Annotated in this window: 13 protein-coding genes; 5 read left to right on the top strand and 8 right to left on the bottom strand. The window is 71.9% G+C overall.

The window, feature by feature from the left end:
- Positions 1-13: 13 nt before the first annotated feature.
- From ACH01S_RS33380 to ACH01S_RS33355, 6 genes are all read right to left on the bottom strand, one after another.
- A complete protein-coding gene (locus ACH01S_RS33380) occupies positions 14-3,424 on the bottom strand; it encodes a bifunctional glycosyltransferase/CDP-glycerol:glycerophosphate glycerophosphotransferase (RefSeq protein WP_067901184.1) in 3,411 nt (1,136 codons plus the stop codon).
- 226 nt (positions 3,425-3,650) lie between these two features.
- Positions 3,651-5,864, bottom strand: a complete 2,214-nt coding sequence (locus tag ACH01S_RS33375) for a bifunctional glycosyltransferase/CDP-glycerol:glycerophosphate glycerophosphotransferase (RefSeq protein ID WP_255220368.1) — start codon at positions 5,862-5,864, stop codon at positions 3,651-3,653.
- A 58-nt stretch (positions 5,865-5,922) separates the two neighbouring features.
- Positions 5,923-7,044, bottom strand: a complete 1,122-nt coding sequence (locus ACH01S_RS33370; RefSeq protein ID WP_067901177.1) for an acyltransferase family protein — start codon at positions 7,042-7,044, stop codon at positions 5,923-5,925.
- 106 nt (positions 7,045-7,150) lie between these two features.
- Positions 7,151-8,350 (bottom strand): acyltransferase family protein, encoded by a 1,200-nt coding sequence (locus ACH01S_RS33365; RefSeq protein ID WP_083981427.1) that lies wholly within the window; start codon positions 8,348-8,350, stop codon positions 7,151-7,153.
- Between the two features lie 12 nt (positions 8,351-8,362).
- Complete coding sequence (locus ACH01S_RS33360; RefSeq protein WP_067901172.1) at positions 8,363-9,787, bottom strand: LCP family protein; 1,425 nt, start codon at positions 9,785-9,787, stop codon at positions 8,363-8,365.
- A 61-nt stretch (positions 9,788-9,848) separates the two neighbouring features.
- The gene (locus ACH01S_RS33355; protein WP_148344078.1) at positions 9,849-10,700 is read right to left on the bottom strand and encodes a TIGR03089 family protein; all 852 of its coding nucleotides are present in this window, start codon (positions 10,698-10,700) and stop codon (positions 9,849-9,851) included.
- 112 nt (positions 10,701-10,812) lie between these two features.
- On the opposite strand from ACH01S_RS33355, the gene ACH01S_RS33350 reads away from it, so the two are divergent.
- The 3 genes from ACH01S_RS33350 (at position 10,813) to ACH01S_RS33340 (ending at position 15,099) form a co-directional block, all read left to right on the top strand.
- A complete protein-coding gene (locus ACH01S_RS33350; RefSeq protein WP_067901162.1) occupies positions 10,813-12,837 on the top strand; it encodes a hypothetical protein in 2,025 nt (674 codons plus the stop codon).
- A gap of 227 nt (positions 12,838-13,064) precedes the next feature.
- The gene (locus ACH01S_RS33345) at positions 13,065-14,000 is read left to right on the top strand and encodes a glycosyltransferase family 2 protein (protein WP_246236543.1); all 936 of its coding nucleotides are present in this window, start codon (positions 13,065-13,067) and stop codon (positions 13,998-14,000) included.
- Positions 14,001-14,007: 7 nt separating this feature from the next.
- A complete protein-coding gene (locus tag ACH01S_RS33340) occupies positions 14,008-15,099 on the top strand; it encodes a glycosyltransferase family 4 protein (RefSeq protein WP_067901150.1) in 1,092 nt (363 codons plus the stop codon).
- On the opposite strand, the gene trxA is transcribed toward ACH01S_RS33340, so the two are convergent.
- On the bottom strand, positions 15,080-15,403 hold the full coding sequence (trxA, locus tag ACH01S_RS33335; protein ID WP_067901148.1) for a thioredoxin: 324 nt from the start codon (positions 15,401-15,403) through the stop codon (positions 15,080-15,082). The genes ACH01S_RS33340 and trxA overlap by 20 nt on opposite strands.
- Positions 15,400-16,401: a lysylphosphatidylglycerol synthase transmembrane domain-containing protein gene (locus ACH01S_RS33330; protein ID WP_067901145.1), complete on the bottom strand. Its 1,002-nt coding sequence runs from the start codon at positions 16,399-16,401 to the stop codon at positions 15,400-15,402. The genes trxA and ACH01S_RS33330 overlap by 4 nt, the downstream gene beginning before the upstream one ends.
- Before the next feature lie 60 nt (positions 16,402-16,461).
- Here ACH01S_RS33330 and ACH01S_RS33325 point away from each other — a divergent pair, with 60 nt between their 5' ends.
- A complete protein-coding gene (locus tag ACH01S_RS33325; RefSeq protein WP_067901142.1) occupies positions 16,462-17,166 on the top strand; it encodes a class I SAM-dependent methyltransferase in 705 nt (234 codons plus the stop codon).
- A gap of 114 nt (positions 17,167-17,280) precedes the next feature.
- Positions 17,281-18,429, top strand: a complete 1,149-nt coding sequence (locus ACH01S_RS33320) for a glycosyltransferase family 4 protein (RefSeq protein WP_067901139.1) — start codon at positions 17,281-17,283, stop codon at positions 18,427-18,429.
- Positions 18,430-18,462 lie beyond the last annotated feature (33 nt).

Here is an 18,462-nt window from a genome sequence, read left to right as displayed (position 1 = left end):
GAGCGGAGTCGGTTCAGGCGGACGGGCCGAAGACGCGGTCGACGGTGCGGGCCGCGGCGTGGCCGTCGTCCAGCGGGCAGAACCGGTCCACGAACTCGGCGTAGCGGTCCTTGTGCCCGGCGGTCGCGTCGTCGACGTGGCGGATCGCCTCGATCAGCTCGTCGGAGGTCTCCACCAGCGGCCCCGGCGCCTCGGCCTCGAAGTCGAAGTAGAAGCCGCGCAGCCGGTCCCGGTAGTCGGCGAGGTCGTAGGTGAAGAACAGCATCGGCCGCCGCGTGTTCGCGTAGTCGAACATCACCGACGAGTAGTCGCTCACCATGAGGTCGGAGATCAGGTACAGCTCGGTGATGTCCGGGTACAGCGACAGGTCGCGGACGAAGCCGTCCGGGTCCTCGGGGACGCCGTCCACCACGTTGCTGTGCAGCCGGACCAGCAGGACGTGGTCGTCGCCCAGGGCGTTCCGGGCGCGGTCCAGGTCGAGGCGCATGTCGTGCTTGTAGCGGCCCCGGCTGTAGTACTGGTCGTCCCGCCAGGTCGGCGCGTACAGGATGACCCGCTTGCCGTCCGGGATGCCGAGCCGCCGCCGCACCGACCGGGCCACCTCGTCGGCGTCCGGGCTGTGCAGCAGGTCGTTGCGCGGGTACCCGACCTCCAGCATCTCGCCCTTGAACGCGAACGCGCGGCGGAAGATCTCCGTGCTGAACGGGTTCGGCGACAGCAGGTGGCTCCACTCCGGCACCGCCGGACCGGCCGGCTTGTCCTTGCTCTGCAGCGCCGACTTCATCCCCGGCGCGTACGCGAAGTGGACCTCCTTGACGTCCCGGCCGATCTTCTTCAGCGGCGTGCCGTGCCACGTCTGCAGGACGACCTGGTCCGGGTGCCGCTGGAACCAGTCGCCGAGCCGGTGGTTGGTGACGATGTACTTCGACGTCGTCACCGCCTCCTGCCACTCCTTGCCGTTCAGCCGGACGGCCTTCAGCGTGTCCGGCAGCTCGGCCTGCGCGTCGTTGACGACCCAGAGCTGCTCCAGGTCGGCGCCGCGGCGCAGCAGCTCCTCGTGGATCGCCTTCGGGCTGTCGGAGTACTGCCGCCCGTTGAAGCAGGAGAACAGGACCGCGTCGCGGAGCCCGTCGCGGGCGACCCGGCGGCGCGCCTCCTCGCGGTACTTCGCGCCCGCGCTCTTCTCCTCGCTCGACACGTCCCCGGTGACGGCGACGACGAGCCGGCCGTCCTTGGCCTCCAGCTCGTAGCCGCGCCGCGCCACCTCAAGCGGGCCGGGCAGCGCCCGCTGCGCCGCCTCCGTCAGCCGGACGGTCAGCGCCCGCTCGCCCTCGCCGGGCGGCCGGAACAGCAGGTCCCAGCGGCCGGGCCGCAGCGGCAGCACGCCCGCGACGCCCGGCACCGCCGCCGCCGGGACGTCCGCCCGCAGCGTGCCGGACTCGTCCTGGACGAGGTCGAACGCGTACTCCTTGCGGCGCCCCCGGCTGCGCACCACGATCTGCCCGGACGAGTGCGCCGGGTGCGTCGCCGACAGCGACAGCGTCCCGTCCGGACGCCACACGCAGCTCTCCACCGACAGGCGCGTCGTCGTCCGCCGCACCCGCACGTACCCGCTCGGGTCGCGGCCGGTGGCGACCTCCAGCGCGCCGAACGTGCGGCGCGCCTCCTCGACGCCCTCGGCGAGGACGAGCCGCCTGCCGTCGGCGGACAGCGTCCAGTCGCGGGTGTCGTCGATCGAGTCCGGGTCGATCTCCGCGTCGAGCGCGGCCGGGTCGATCTCGGCCGTCCAGCCGCCGGACCGGGCCTTCACCGGCACCGGCACCCGCGCGTCGCCCAGCGTCAGCACGACCTCGGCGGGCGGCTTGCCGGACGCCTCGACCTCCACGAGGAGGGTGTCGTCGTCCCAGGTCAGCGCCGTCGCCTTCGCCCTGACCCGCTCGACCTCGACGACCAGGCGCTCGTCCACGACCTTCGGGACGATCCGCACGTCGTCGGCCACGTACCGGTACGGCGGGTGCGCGCCCGTGCCGGAGCCGCCGCCGCGGACCGGGCCCTGCCGGAACACGCCCGAGTTCAGCACCGAGGCGTGCACCTCCCAGACGCCCTCGGCCCACTCGCCGCGCTCCTTCAGCTTCGCCGCCTCCAGCGCGAACTCGAACCCCGTCCAGCCGCCGGACGACTTGCCCGGCTTCGGCGTCTGCCGCGCCTTCATGACGATCTTGCGGCGGCCGTTGCGCAGCGTCACCGTCTTGATCGACGTCCAGCGGCGGCGCGAGCTGACCGAGTTGATGTAGGCCTCGCCGGTGACGACGAGGCGGTCGCCGTCCCAGCGCACCGCGTGCGCCCGGCCGCGCATCTTCACCTCGTCGCGCGCCCGGTACACCTCGCGCGGCACGCCGAGCTTGGTGTCCTTCCAGTACGGGTAGACGACGTAGCGGCGCACCGGGTCCCGGACGATCGACGGCGACGACTTGCCCCGCTCGTACCGGACGACCTTCACGAGCTCCATCGTGTGGCCCGACTCCGCCAGGTGCCACTTCAGCCGGGTCAGCGCGGCCGTCTCCGCGAACACCTTCGGCGACACGCCCTTGGCGTACGCGGCGGCCTGCGCGACGACCTGCTCCCGCTCCTCGCCGGACAGGTCGGGCAGGGCGTCCAGGAACATCCGCAGCTCGGTCGAGACCAGCGCGAGCTGCAACCGCCGCAGCTCCTTCACGTCGCCGCGCTCGGCGACCCACGTCGTCACGAGGTTCGCGGCGCCGAAGCCGTCCGCGATCTCCTGCGGCTCGGTCGTGACCGGCCAGCGCGCCGCCCGGCGGTGCAGGACGACGTCCGGCACGACGTCCACGGCCTTCGCCAGGTGCAGCGCCCGCACCTTGACCGGCAGGTCGTCATACCGGTTGACGTCGGGGAACTCCAGCGCCGCCGCGTCCCAGAACGAGCGGCGCAGCAGCGCCCCGCCGATCCGGCGGTCGCCCAGCAGCTCGGGGGTGCGGCGCAGGTCGGTGCCCGCCGCCGGGGCCGGGGCGGTGCCGCGCGGCTTCCACTCCGACACCTGGCCCGTCCACTTGCGGGTCGCGTCCGGGCCGACGGCGAGGTCGGAGCCGGACGCCTCAAGCGCGGTGACGAGCGCGGCGATCGCGTCCGGCGGCATCGGGTTGCCGTCGTCGTTGAACAGCAGGAACTCCCCGGCGCTCGCGGCGACGCCGAGGTCGCGGGCCGCGCCGCGGCTCGGCGCCCCGCGCCGGACGAGCCGGAACCGGTCGTCGGGCAGGGCCGCCTGCGCGGCGGTGCCGGTGCCGTCGTCCACGACCAGGACCTCCAGGTCGCGGAACGTCTGGGCCGCGATGGACTCCAGGGCGTCGCCGAGACGCTCCCCGGCGCCGTGCGCGAGCACGATGACGCTGATCCTGCTGGCGGACAACCGACCCACTCCTTCGATACTCGGCCGCCCCGGCGGCGTGCCGGACGGCTTCTCTGCGGGGACCACCCAAGCGCCCCGGACCGGACCCCGGGGACGGCGCGGCGGACGCGGCGGGGCGGGCGCCGTGCGGCCGGGTGCGGCGGGACCTGGGCAGGCCCTCGTCCAGAAGTTGCCGATCTTGACCGGATGTTACTGCGGGGCGGTGCGCCCCGTGGCCCGTTGGCCGCTATTGCGGCGGGTTCGCGATCTTCTCGCCGAGGAACACGCGGCGCACGGCGCGCTCGGCCGCGTTGCCGTCGTCCCACGGGCAGAACCGCGCCCGGAACGCCTCCAGGTTCTTGCCCGCCGCGTCGCTCCACGGCGCGCGGGACACGAACGCGTCCACCAGTTCGGCCTCGGTGTAGGCGACGACGCCCGGCGGGAACTCGGGAAGGTCGAAGTTCACGCCCCGGGTGAGCTTGTAGGTCTCCCAGTCGTTGGCGTAGATCACGATCGGCTTGCCGAGGTTGGCGTAGTCGAACATGATCGACGAGTAGTCGGTGAGCAGGGCGTCGGAGGCGATCGCGAGGTCCTCGACGGAGGGGTGCGCCGACACGTCGATGACCCGGTCCTCGGGCCAGCCCATGTCGGCCGCCATGTCCTTGAGCTTGTAGTAGTAGTGCGCCCGCAGCAGCAGGACGTGGTCGTCGCCGAGCTGGCTCACCACGCGGCCGATGTCGAACATCGGGGTGTAGTGGCGCTGGTAGTCGCGGTGCGTCGGCGCGTACAGGACGGCGGTCGTGCCGTCGGCGAGGCCGAGCTCGTCGCGCAGCCGCGCCCGCTCCTCCTCGGTGGCGCGGACCAGCCGGTCGTTGCGCGGGTACCCGATCTCCAGCATCTCGTAGTGGCACGGGAAGCCGCGCTCCCACGCCTCGCTGGACAGCGGGTTGGACGAGACGAGGAAGTCCCACCGGTCGGAGCGCTCGATCAGGGCCTTGAAGTCCATGTCGTTGGCGCCGACCGGGTACTCCATCTGGTCGAGGCCCATCTTCTTCAGCGGCGTGCCGTGCTGCGTCTCCAGGTGCACCTGCCCCGGCCGCTTCACGAGGTGGTCGGGGAAGTTGACGTTGTTGACGAAGTACTTCGCGGCGGCGATCGTCCGGTAGTACTCGGCGGAGCCGGACACCACGTAGTCGACGCCCTCCGGCATCGTCTTGCGCGCGCCCGGCTTCACGATCCACACGCAGCGGATGTGCGGGGCCAGCTCGCGGACCTTCTCGTAGATCGCGGCCGGGTTGCAGGCGTACCCGCGGTACCAGTACGCGGCGAAGACGGCGAGGTCGTCCTCGACGGGCATCCGGCGGCGGAGCTGGTAGTAGCGGTCCTTCGCGAGCTGCTTGGACCGGACGACGCCCTGCCGCTGCAGCTTGCGGACCTTGCGCCCGCTCTTCTTCGCCTTGGCCGTGAACCGCGGCGAGGCGAGCCGCTCCCACGCCTTGAAGTCGTTCCGCTCGATCGCCCGGTGCTTGTCGGCGAGGCGGGCGTCGTCGTCCGGCGGGACGTGCCCCGGCGGCTTGTACCGGTTGTAGGTCTTCGACATCTCGGCGAAGAAGCGCTGCTTCTCCGACGGGTAGACGCGGTCGGCGCGCTCGATGATGACGAGGAGGTGCCAGATCGTCCGGTCGAACATCAGCGGGCGGAACTGGTCCATCTGCGGGCCGAGTTGATCCATGAACGCGAAGATGCGGTCGTACTGGTCGAACGCGTCGAAGTGCTTGGCGCTCGCCGTCTTCGTGATCGCGCCGCGGCGGCGCTGCCGGTAGACGTAGCAGACCCGGTCGAGGAAGCTCACCCGCTCGGCCGCCATGAGGACGGGGTAGGTGATGCTGACGTCCTCGTAGTAGCCGCTGTTGAAGCGGAGCCCGTGCTCGATCATGAACTCGCGGCGGATCGCCCGGTTCCAGATCGAGGTGAACATCTCCAGCAGGCTCGGGCGGTCGGCGAGCGTGAACACGTCCGGGGCGGGCGGCTCCCGGAACAGGTGGTTGATGATGCTGCGCTTGACCTTGCCGTTCCAGTACGAGCGGGCGTAGTCGAACATGAGCACGTCGGGGCGGGTCTCGTCCAGCCGGTCGAGGATCGCGCGGACGGCGCCCTCGGTCGCGTAGTCGTCGCTGTCGAAGAACCAGACGTAGTCGCCGGTCGCCATGTCGAGGCCGATGTTGCGGGCGTGGCCCAGCCCGACGTTCTCGGTGAGGTGCCGCACCCGGACGCGGGAGTCTCTTTCGGCGAACTCGTCGAGGATCTCTCCGCAGCCGTCCGGGGACGCGTCGTCGACCGCGATGACCTCAAGGTTGGGCAGGTCCGGGTCGAGGATCGAATCGAGGCATTGGCGGATGTACCCCTGCACTTTGTGCACGGGAACGATGATGCTCAAGGAGATGCCGTAATCACTGCTCACGCGTTGACCAATCGACTGCTCGGTGAATCAGGACTATACCCGCAGATGCTAGGAAATCTTATGTGCGGCGATGCGCGGGCCTGAGCAGCCAGCGGCCGTCGGGTTCGACGACCCGCCGGGTGAGCCGCTGTACCGGGACGGTGGCGAGCGCCGTGCCGAGCGCGAGGGCGCCGACCGTCACCGAGACGAGGCCGAGCGGCGTCCGGTAGAAGTCCGCGTCGAGGACGCCGCCGTAGTCGAGGCCCTTCACGACGAGGCCGTGCAGCAGGTAGACGTACATCGTCCGGGTGCCGAGCTCGGTGTACCAGGCGCGTCCGCGCGGGACGGCGGCGAGGAACGCCGCGCCCAGCACCACCGCGAGCGCCAGCGCCAGCAGCCGGTACGCCATGCCCTCCAGCGCCCCGAAGCCCATGTGCTCGTAGCCCCGGTTCCACAGCAGGACGCCGTGCTCGATCTTCGGGACGACGTCCCCGCGCTGCCAGACGTAGGCCACCGGCAACGCCACGACCAGCAGCGCAGCGCCCGCGTAGCGCGTCCACGGGCGGCTGCGCAGCGCCGCGACCCGCTCCGGCGGGACGGTCAGCCCGAGCACGAAGAACGGCAGCAGCGCCGCCGCCCGGCACAGCGTCGAGTCGGAGTTGAAGCTCCAGCTCCCCGCGACCAGGCACAGCGCGACCGCCACTGTGACCGGGTACCGCAGGTGCGACCACAGCGGCGCGCTCAGCCGCCACAGCACCAGCGCCACCAGGAACCACATCAGGAATTGCGGACGGAAAATCTCGTGCAGCCGGAAGTCATTTCCGTTCAGCCAGACGAGCTGCAGACGGTAAAGGACGTTGAAAATCGCGTACGGCACGATCAGCATCGGGAAAATGACGCGGAATTTGTCGGTCGAGCGCATGAAGCCGCGGGAGAAGTAGCCCGAGACGAACACGAACACCGGCATGTGGAACCCGTAGACCACGCTGTAGGCCGCGTCCGCCGCGAGGCTGCGGGTGCGGAACACCTCCCAGACGTGGCCGACGACGACCAGCAGGATGAGGAAGAACTTGACGTTGTCGAAGTACGGGTCGCGGCGCCGCGGACCGGGGCCGGGAGGCGGCGGCGCCGCCTCGGCGCCCGGCGCCACGCCGACGCCGGTGGCGGCGGCGCTCCGCGGTGGGGGAAGGGTGTCCGTCATGTCTCCGAAAGCTTCAGTTGGTGCTCAACGGCCGTTCACGGGGAGGCATGGGCGACTCTAGTGCCCGCGCGCGGACGCCGCCCGCCGGATGCCCGAGGCGCACCGCTCAGCGCGACGCGCCGGGACGGCGCAGGGGGGTGAACACCCACGTCATCTTGGGCTCCAGCGCCCAGCTCATCGTCCGGACGACCGGCTTGGAGCACAGCGCCGTCCCGACGACGAGCGCGCCGCAGATCACGACGAAGACGCCGGGGACGGTGTGCATCCAGTCGGCGTGCCACCAGCCCGTGAAGTTCAGCAGCCGGGTGACGAACCCGTGCAGCAGGTACGCGTACAGCGTGTAGGCGCCGAGCTTGGTGAACCAGTGGCGGCGGCGCGGGATCAGCGCGAGGAACGCGGCGACGAACACGGTCGCGGCGGCGAACATGGCGAGCCGCATCAGCGTCCCGTAGAAGTTGCCGACGCCGAGCTCGAAGTGCGCGTCCTTCCAGAAGATCCAGTTGCGCGACATGTGGTTCATGACGAGGTAGGTCCCGCCGAGCCCCGCGAGCAGCACCACCGCGCCGATCGGCCGCGCGACCGGCTTCTTCAGCAGCTCGAAGTGCACGGGCTTCAGCGTGAGCCCGAGGACGTAGAACGGCAGCAGCCCGATGACCCGGTGGATGTCGAACGTCCCGCCGAGGTCGCTCATGTACGACAGCAGCGCGAACCCGACCGCGACGGCGAGCGGCCAGCGGATCTGCTGCCAGACGGGCGTGGACAGCCGCCACATGAACAGCGCGATCAGGAACCACGTCAGGTAGTACGGGTTCAGGAGGCTGATCTCCAGCTCGTTGCGCCCGGCCAGCCAGTCGTAGATGGAGTAGGCGAACTCGAACACCACGTACGGGACGCCGACGTTGGTGATGAGCTTGCGCGCCTTGCCGCCGGCGAACGTCCAGTTCCGCGAGAAGTAGCCGGTGATCACGATGAACAGCGGCATGTGGAACAGGTAGATGAAGATGTACAGGCCCTTGGCCACCGGGACGTTCAGCAGGTTGGCCAGCGAGTGCCCCGCCACCACCAGGAGGATCGCGAAGTACTTGGCGTTGTCGAAGAACGGGTCGCGTTCCTTGCGCGGCCGCGGCGCCTCGCCCGCGGACGGGCCGGTGGACGGACCCGTCGACGGGTCGGTGGACGGTCCTGCGGCGAGGCCGCCCTCGGCGAGCGGCGGCCCGGCGGGAGCGGGGACGCCGGGGTCCGCGGTGAGCGGGCGGTCGGTGAGCGGTGCCGGCTCGGCCCCGAAGGGCCCGGTGGTGTAGGTCATGGCCTGCCCGGTCTAGGTCTCCTTGCAGATGTCGTCGTTCGCGCGGATCTCGCCCTGCTGCTTGGGGATGCCGCCGCCGGCGCTCTTCAGGTTCGTCCAGTCGCTGCCGACGACGAGGTCGACGACGCCGGGCGTCCCGCCGCGGGTGCGGGCGGTCGGCGCGGGCTTGCTCGGGATGAGCGCGGCGAGCGACTGGGCCTGCTGGTCGGCCCCGGAACCGTACAGCACCTTGGTCGCCGACGTCGCGGCGGTCGCGTTCCCGCCGACCGTGACCTGGAAGCCCTGCGACTCCAGGTCGTCGGCGACGCGCCCGGCCTGGCCGTCGATGCCGCTGCCGTTGTAGACCCGCACGCGGATCTGGCTCGGCGGGATGGTCGTGCTGCCCGGCTTGGGCTCCTTCGGCACCGTCTTGTCGTTGCGGACGGCCGAGAAGAACGGCTGCGCGGCCTCGGTGAGCGCCACCCGGTTCGGGTCGAGCGGGTCGGGCCCGGACGGGACGGTCACGAACCGCAGCTTGCCGGAGGACATCCCCTGCATCTCGCGGCCGATGTCCATCATGACCTGCGGCGTCAGCTCCTTGTCGGTGGTGAGCGACTTGGTCACCGCGTTCATCAGGGCGAGCATCTTCCGCGGGTTGCTCAGCACGCCCGCGCTCATCGACTTGCTGGCGAGGGCGCCCATGAACTTCTGCTGGCGCTTGATGCGGTCGGTGTCGGAGCCGTCCCCGAGGCCGTGCCGGACGCGCACGTACGCGAGGGCCGTCTCGCCCTTGATGACGTGCCTGCCCCTGCTCAGCTTCAGCTTGGACTTCGGGTCGTTGACGTCCTTCGGCAGGCACACCGGGACGCCGCCGACCGCGTTCGTGATGGACTTGAACCCGTTGAAGTCGACCTGCATGAAGTGGTCGACGCGGATGTTGGAGATGCTCTCGATCGTCTTGATGACGCAGGTCGCGCCGCCGTTGGTGAACGCCGAGTTGATCTGCGCGCGGGACTGGGCCGGGATCTGCGTGCCCTTGCGGCTCTTGCAGGACGGCATCCGGACCATCAGGTCGCGCGGGAAGCTGATGCCCATCGCCTGGCCGCCGCCGGGGGACAGGTGCAGCAGGATCATCGTGTCCGAGCGGGGCGGCTCGTTCTTCATCGACCGGCCGTACTTGGCGTTCGCGCCCTCACGGGTGTCGGACCCGAGCAGCAGGATGTTCATCGCGTTGTTCAGCTTCTTCGGCCGGTTCGGGCCGAGCTGGGCGTTGACGTCCTCGTGCGAGATGTTCCCGAACGCCTGGCGGTACAGGCCGTAGGCGGTGAGGGAGCCGGCCACCATGACCACCGACAGTCCGACGCAGACCCAGCCGAGGATGCGCCAGCCGCGTCGCGGCGCCGTCGGCTGCGGATCGGCGTCGTCGACGTACTCCATGTACATCGGGTTGCTGTTCATCGGCTCCGTGGTCCGGGACGCGGGGCGGGGTCCTGGGTGGGCAGGGCAAGGAGAGCGTAGGTCAGGCGAGCCGGCGAGGGGACTCGGATGCGGCATTCGGTCCCAGCGGGCCGGCGACCACCGTCACATGCTCCACGGTGAGCCGTCGATCCAGAACGGCTTCGTCGAAGTTTCGTTGGATTATGACGGAAGCCCCTGAGGCTAGTGGTGCGAGCAAGCCGGTCAGAACCCCGTTCAGTGTGGCGAAGGGCATGTCAACCAGGAGGCGGTCGCGCGCGTCCAGCTTCCATCTATCTGCGGCGGCGCGGGCCTCGGCGACCAGGTCCGCTCCGCTGAATGTGGCGTTTGTCACATTCAGCGCGGGGGCCTCCGGCGTCACGTCCGGTGCGGGGACGAACCTGTCTCCGTAACTGCGGACCTCCGCCGCGTAGTCGGTGACGCCGGGCGGGCAGTCGGCGAGCGGGCCGCCGAGCGCGTGCAGCGACAGTCCGACGACCTCCTCCGCTCCGCCCGCGAGCGCCTCGTCCCCGACCACGTCGTCCAGCACCTCCTGTGCCGCCGCAAGGATGTACGGCTCGGAGGGCGGGGGCGGTTCGGTGGTTCCGTCGCGGAAGGTGTCGGGATCGACGGGTTGCACGACGATCCCGGCGGACCAGCAGGCCATCAGCCACACGGCGGTCTGCCAGTGCGGCGGCAGGACGAGCACGGCCCGCGTCCCCGGCTCGGCGGCGAGGCCGTCCACGAGGAAGTTCGCCGTCTTCGCGACCCAGTTGTCGAACGTCCGCGCGGACAGCTCGACGCGCTCGCCCGCCGCGTCGTCGTAGAAGGTGACGAACGGGCTGGACGGGTCGTCCGCGACCCGCCGCCGCAGCAGTTCGGCGGGCCCGGTCGCGTCCCCGGCGTGTGCGCTCATGGAACCCGAGCGTATGCCCGCATGATCGACCGCGGTCCACCGCCCGGCCGGGGCCGCTACGCTCCGCACGGAACGAACCACCATCGGACGGACGGGCACGGGGTCTGAACTCATGAACGCTGGACGGCTGCTCGCGCGGGTCACCGTCGCCCCGGCGCTGCTCGTCGCGGCGTGGCTCGCCGTCGCGCTGCCGCTGCTGCTCGCGGGCGTGTTCCGGCCCGGCCCGGCGATCGCGCTGTTCGTGCCGGTCGCGGGAGTGGCGCTGTGGCTCGGCCTGCGGACCCGCGAGTGGGGCCGGGAGTGGGACGCGGCGCCGTGGTGGCCGGTCGCCGCCGTCCTCGCGATCACGGTGGCGTTCCTGGTGCTCCAGATCGCGATGGCGGGGGAGCAGATCGTCGTCCGGCGCGACCCGGCGTCCTACGTCCAGTTCGCGACGTGGCTGAAGGACGAGGGGTCGCTGCCCATCCCGCTCAGGCAGTCGGCGTTCGGCGGCCCCGACCCGGCGCTGCACTTCGACAGCCCGGCGTTCTACCAGCACGACGGCGCGGTCGTCCCGCAGTTCATGGCGGGGTTCCCGCTGGTGCTCGCGCTCGGCGGCTGGATCGGCGGCACGCACGGCATGCTGCTCGCGGCGCCGCTGCTCGGCGCGTGCTGCGTGCTCGCGTTCGCCGGGCTGGTCGCGCGGCTCGTCGGGCCGCGGTGGGCGCCCGCCGGGGCGTTGCTGCTCGCGCTGACGCTGCCGATGCTCTACGTCTCGCGCGGCACGTTCAGCGAGCTGCCCGCGATCGTGCTGCTGCTCGGCGGGCTGTCGCTGCTGCACGACGTCCGGCGGGACGGCGGCCGGGTCGCCGACCTGAAGGCGTTCCTGGCCGGGCTCGCGCTGGGGCTCATCGTGCTCGTCCGCATCGACGGGCTCCGCGACGTCCTCCCGGTGCTGGTCGTCGCCGGGTTCTGGGCGGCGCGCGGGCGGCGGACCGGCTACTGGACGGCGGGCGGCCTGCTCCTCGGCGCGGGCGCCGGTCTGGTCGAGGGCTACACGCTGTCGCGGCCCTACCTGTCGTATCTCGGGTCGTCCCTGAATCCGCTGCTGGCCATCGCCGCCGCCGTGGTCGTGGCGACCGTCGTCATGGTGGCGCTGCTGCGCCGGCCCCGGACGGGCATCCGGCTGCGCCGCCTCGGCGCGGCGGTCGCGCGCGGACGCCTGCCCGGCGCCGCCGCCGTCCTCACCGTGCTGGTCATGGCCGGGTTCGCGGTGCGGCCGCTGGTGCAGACCGTCCGGCGGGAACCGGCGACGCGCGACGACGAGATGAACGTCCGCTTCATCGAGACGGTGCAGCGCATCCAGCACCTCGCGGTGGACGGCACCCGCCAGTACTCGGAGCACTCGCTGTGGTGGGTCGCCTGGTACATCGGCATCCCGGCGGTGCTGTTCGCGACGCTCGGCGCGGCGCTCATCGTCCGGCGGCTGCTGCGCGGGCGCTCGCCGGAATGGCTGCCGCCCTACGCCGTCATCGTCTGGACGACCGTGCAGGTGCTGCTCAGGCCGGGCATCACGCCGGACCACCCGTGGGCGTCCCGGCGGCTGATCGGGCTCGTCATCCCGGGGCTGCTCCTGTTCACCGTGTACGCGGGGGCGTGGGCGGCGCGGCGCGTCCGGCGCCTCGGCTACGGGCCGGGGGTGGTCCGGACGGGCTCGGTCGCCGGGGTCGCGCTGATGCTCGTCCCGATCGTCATCACGTCCGCCGGGTTCCTCGTGACGCGGACGGAGCAGCACGAGGTCGGCGCCGTCCGCGGGATGTGCGACAAGCTGAGGCCGCGCAGCTCCGTGATCGTGGTGGAGCAGTCGACCGGGGACCGGTTCCTCCAGGTCGTCCGGGGCATGTGCGGGGTGCCCGCCGCGCGCACGACCGGCGGCGCGTCGCCGGACGACGTGCGCCGCGTCGCCGCCGGGGCGTACCGGGCCGGGCGGCGTCCGGTGATCATGGCGGCGAAGGCGGAGCAGGTCGCGCCGTACGGGACGCCCGAACACGTCCTCCACGTGCGGACACGCCAGGACGGCCGGTCCCTCACCGGACCGCCCGGCGGGACGTGGGGACTCGCGATGGACGTCTGGATCGCCGAGCCCGCGCGCGGTTGACCGGCGTCCGGGTCGTTCCGGGGGGCGTGGGGGGTCGTCCCCCCACAATGATCCGCGTCAATCGCCCGCGCGGCGGGAAAAGCGGTCGCGGTCGGCCGGGGCGAGTATCCTCGCGCTGCGTGAGCACACAGTCTGCCGAGCCGAAGACCGAGCCCGCGCCCGAATCCGTGGCCGAGACCGTGCCGGAGACCGCGGCCGAGACCGCGTCTGCGACCGCGACCCAGCCCGTGCCGGAGACGGTGGCCGTTCCCGCGCCCGCCGGGCCGGTGGACGGGCCCGTCCACGTCACGATCGTCCTGCCGTGCTACAACGAGCAGGACCACGTGATCGACGAGGTCGAGCGCATCTGCGCGGCGATGGACGCGAGCGGCAAGACCTACGAGCTGCTGGCCGTCGACGACTGCTCGACCGACGCGACGCTCGCCCGGCTGGAGGAGGCCGCGCCCCGCTTCCCGAACATGCGGGTCATGGCGTTCCAGCACAACAGCGGTTCCGGGACGGTCCGCCGCATCGGCTCCCAGCAGGCCCGCGGCGAGATCGTCGTGTGGACCGACGCCGACATGTCCTACCCGAACGAGCGCATCCCCGAGCTGGTGGACGTCCTCGACACCGACCCGTCCGTCGACCAGGTCGTCGGGGCCCGCACCACCGAGGAGGGGACGCACAAGGCGCTGCGGGTGCCCGCGAAGTGGTTCATCCGCAAGGTCGCCGAGCGGCTCACCAACACGAAGATCCCCGATCTGAACTCGGGGCTGCGCGCGTTCCGCCGCGAGGTGTCGCTGCCGTACCTGCGGCTGCTGCCGCCCGGGTTCTCCTGCGTCACGACGATCACGATCGCGTTCCTGTCGAACCAGCATCCCGTCCGGTACATGCCGATCGACTACGCCAAGCGCGCCGGGAAGTCCAAGTTCCACTTCACGAAGGACGCCTACCGCTACATCCTCCAGGTGCTGCGGATGGTGATGTACTTCAACCCGCTGAAGGTGCTGATGCCGCCCGCGCTGTGGCTGATCGTGATCGGCCTGCTCAAGGGCGTGTTCGACATGGTCGTGCACTTCGGCTACTTCGCCAACAACACCATCATGATCTTCGTGACGGGGTTGATCATCGCATCGCTGGCGCTGCTCGCGGACCTGATCGTCCGCTCGCGCGGCGACGTCTGACGCGCCCGTGCGCATCGCGATAGTCGGACCGGCCTTCCCGTACAAGGGCGGCGGGGCCCAGCACACCACCGAGCTGGCGCACCGGCTCGCCGCCGCCGGGCACGACGTCGTCATCGAGTCGTGGCGGGCCCAGTACCCCGGCTTCCTGTATCCCGGGCAGCAGACGATCTCCGACCCGGAGGGCGAGCCGTTCCCCGGCACCCGCCGCGCGCTCGACTGGCGCCGGCCGGACGGCTGGTGGCGCACCGGCCGCGCGCTCCGCGCCTGCGACCTCGCCGTGCTCGTCGTGCTGAGCCCGGTCCAGGTGCCCGCCTACCTGGGGATACTCGCCGGTCTTCGCGGCCGGACGCCCGTGGTCGCGCTGTGCCACAACGTCCTGCCGCACGAGCGCAAGCCGTACGACGAGCCGCTCATGAAGCGCCTGCTGCGCAGGGTCGACGCGGTCCTGGTGCACTCCGACGCGCAGGGGAAGCTGGCGCGGGGGCTCACGAAGCGTCCGGTGCGGGTGGCGGAGATGCCCGCGCACCTGCCGACGCCCGCCGCGTCGCCGTCGGACGACGGGAAGGTCCGCCGCCGGTTGCTGTTCTTCGGAATCGTCCGCCCGTACAAGGGGCTGGACGTCCTGCTCCGCGCCCTCGCCGAAGGCCCGGACGACGTCGCGCTGACCGTCGCGGGCGAGTTCTGGGGCGGCCTGGACGAGACACGCGAGCTGGTCCGCTCGCTCGACCTGGCGGGACGGGTGGAGCTGCGGCCGGGGTACGTCCCGGCGGCGGACGTCCCGGGCCTGTTCGCGGCGGCGGACGCGCTCGTCCTGCCGTACCGCACGGCGACCGCGTCGCAGAACGTGTGGATGGCGTACGAGCACGGGCTGCCGGTGATCGCCACCGATGTCGGCGGGTTCGGCGAGCAGGTGCGCGACGGCGTGGACGGCGTCGTCTGCACCCCGGACGACGTCCCCGCCCTGGCCGCCGCGATCAGGCGGTTCTACGCGCCGGGGGAGCCGGAGCGGTTGCGCTCCGGCGTCCGTCCGGTCGACCACGGCCCGGTGTGGGCCGCCTACCTCGACGCCCTCACCGGGCTCACAGGTGCGGTTCGATGACCTTCAGCAGGGCGCGCTTCGGCTTCGCGCCGACGATCTGCTCCACGACCTCGCCCTTCTTGAAGAGCAGCAGCGTGGGCAGGCCCATCACGCCGAACTTGTTCGGGGTCTCGGGGTTCGCGTCGTAGTCGATCTTGGCGATCCTGATCCTGCCGTCCTGCTCGGTCGCGATCTGGTCGAGCACGGGGGCGATCATGCGGCACGGGCCGCACCAGTCGGCCCAGAAGTCGACCAGCACCGGGGTGTCGCTGTTGAGGACCTCGTCCGCGAAGGTCGCGTCGGTCACGGTGATCGGGGCCGTCACGGTCCCTCCTTCGTTCGCTGCGTATCCCTCACAAGCTCCCTGGCCGCCGGTTCATTCCCGCCGTCCGGCGCGGCGGCCTCCGGGGCGGCCTTGGGGGCGGTGCGGCCCAGCAGGAACGCGGCGCCCGCGTTGATCAGGTCGGCGGCGGTCAGCAGCACCCGGGACGCGATCGCGACCACGACCGGCGCGCCCGCGGGCAGCGCGGACGCCAGCACCACGGTCAGCGCGGCCTCCCGCGCCCCGATGCCGCCGGGCGCGATGAACACGAGGAAGCCCGCGACGAACGCCAGCGCGTAGGCCCCGGTCGCGGTGAACGGCAGGCCCGCCCCGTCGCCGCCGACCGCGTCGCACAGCAGCCAGGTGTGGACGCCGAACAGGGCCCAGCCGAGGACCGTCCAGCCGATGGCCTTCAACGTGACGCCGAGGCTCACCGGGTGCTCCAGCGGCGGCCGCCGGATCAGCCTGAGCATGAGCCCGAGCGCCCACGTCACGATCCTCGGGTGCAGCATCGCCAGCATGACGGGCGCGAGCAGGAACAGCCACCAGTACGTCTCGCGGGCCGCCGCCGACGTCAGCGGCAGCGTCACCGCCGCGACCGCGAGCCCGCAGGCCGTGGACGTCGCCACCGCGAGCAGCGTCGACCCGAAGCTGCGCTCCGGCGGCACCCTGTGCTCGCGCGTCATCTCGATCTGCGTGACGAGCGCCCACACCTTGCCCGGCACGTACTTGCCGAGCTGGGACACGCCGGAGATCCGGAACGTGGCGCGCACCGGTAGCGGCGACCCGAGCCCGGCGAGGAACTCCCGCCACCCGAGCATCCAGGCGAACAGCCCGGCGAGACCGGCGAGCAGGGCCCCGGTCAGGGCGATCCACGACATCTGCCGGAACGCGTCGACGGCGGCGTCCCACTGCGAGGCCACGCTGTACCCGCAGAACGCGAGCGCGAGGACCACCAGGGACACGCGCAGCGCCCGGACGGCGACGACCTTCGTCTTCACGCGCCCAGCGTAGGCGAACGCGGCCTCGCGCCATCCGCGCCGCTCTACAGTGGGGGCACGATGAAGATTTCCGATGTGGTCGCCTTCATGGGCCACCAGGTGCACGTGTGCCGGTACCGCGAGGCGGGGACGCTCCTCGGCTGGATGGGGCGCGACCTGCGCGGCAGGCGCGTCCTCGACGTCGCGGGCGGCGACGGCTACTGGGCCGGGCGGGCGCGCCGCCGCGGCGCCGACGCCGTCTCCATCGACCTCGCCCGCAAGAAGATGGTCTACGGCCGGACGCTCGCCGACGCGCCCGCGCTGATCGAGTGCGACGCGCTCCGCCTCCCGTTCGCGGACGGCTCGTTCGACGCGGTCCTGTCGGTCTGCGCGATCGAGCACTTCGACGACGGCGGGCGCTCCCTGGACGAGATGGCCCGCGTCCTCAAGCCCGGCGGTGAGATCTTCATGTCCGCCGACGTGCTGAGCCGCGCCGACGCGTGGCCGAAACTGCGCGACGCGCACAAGTCGAAGTACCACGTCCAGCACACCTACACGCACGAGAGCCTGCGGAAACTGATGGACGAACGCGGCCTCGACCTGGTCAAACACAGCTACCAGTTCCGGTCGGCCGGGGCCGAGCGCCTCTACCTGTCGCTGTCCACCTACGGCGGGAAGGTCGGGTTCAACGCGGCCGCGCCGCTGGCCCCGCTGGTCGCGCTCGCCGACCGCAGGGCGCCGAACGAGCGCGGCAGCATCGTTCTGGTCCAGGCCCGAAAGCGGTAGTTGTTCACGAGGTCCGGAATCGCGGTGTGAGGTCCCGCGAAGCGGGCATCGGCGGGCGTAGGCTCGAATAGTAAAGAGTGATCTACGCCACCGCGCTGGATGGGGGGATGGACCGTGGCGCCTCGAATCCTGCTCGACGCCACAGCCGTGCCGGCGGACCGCGGCGGGCTCGGCCGCTATGTCGACGGGCTGCTCGGTGCCCTGCACGCGCAGGGCGCGGACCTCGCCGTCGCCTGCCAGCGCGCCGACGAGAAACGCTACGGGGAACTCGTGCCGGGGGCGCGGGTCGTGGCGGGTCCGGCGACGCTCGCGCACCGCGCCACCCGGCTCGCCTGGGAGCAGTCCGGCCTCCCGCACCTGGCCGAACGGGTCGGCGCCGACGTCATCCACCTGCCGACGTACACGATGCCGGTGAGCGCGTCCCTGCCCACCGTCGTCACGATCCACGACGTGACGATGTTCGCCGACCCCGAGCCGCACGACCCGGTGCGCACGTCGTACGTCAAGTCCGCGACCCGGTCCGCCGCGCGCCGCGCGACCCGGCTGATCGCGCCGTCCCGGGCGACCCGCGACGAGCTGGTCCGGCTGCTCGGCGCCGACCCCGGGCACATCGACGTCGCCTACCACGGCGTCGACCACGACGTGTTCCACCGGCCGAGCGAGGCCGAGACCAAGCACGTCTCCGACCGGCTCGGCCTGCACGGGCGCCCCTACGTCGCCTATCTCGGGGCGCTGGAGCCGCGCAAGAACGTCCCGAACCTGATCCGCGGCTGGGTCCGCGCCTGCGCCGGGCGGTCCGACCCGCCCGCGCTCGTCCTCGCCGGCGGCGGCGGGTGGGACGACGACGTGGACGCCGCGCTCGCCACCGTCCCGCTCGGGCTGCGCGTGCTGCGTCCCGGCTACCTGCCGTGGTCGGCGCTGCCCGGCCTCTTCGGCGGCGCGCTGGTCGTCGCGCACCCGAGCCGCGGCGAGGGCTTCGGCCTGCCGGTGCTGGAGGCGATGTCGTGCGGCGCGCCCGTCCTCACCACGCGGCGCGGCCCGCTGCCCGAGGTCGGCGGCGACGCCGTCGCCTACACCGAGCCCGACGCGGACGGCATCGGCGCCGCGCTCGCCGCCCTGTTCGACGACCCGGGCCGCCGCGCCGAGCTGGCCGAGGCCGCGCACGAGCGCGCGCAGCGGTTCTCCTGGTCGGCGTCGGCGGCGGCGCACCTCGCGTCGTACCGGCACGCCGTCGACCAGTACGCGGCGTCCCGCAGCCACTAGGCTCGCGGTGGTCGCCCCGCCGCGAGAAAGGAA

This window comes from Actinomadura chibensis NBRC 106107 (assembly GCF_001552135.1).
Taxonomy (GTDB): domain Bacteria; phylum Actinomycetota; class Actinomycetes; order Streptosporangiales; family Streptosporangiaceae; genus Spirillospora; species Spirillospora chibensis.
The sequence above is the reverse complement of the archived record's forward strand: the minus strand, read 5'-3'. Positions and strand labels throughout refer to the sequence as shown.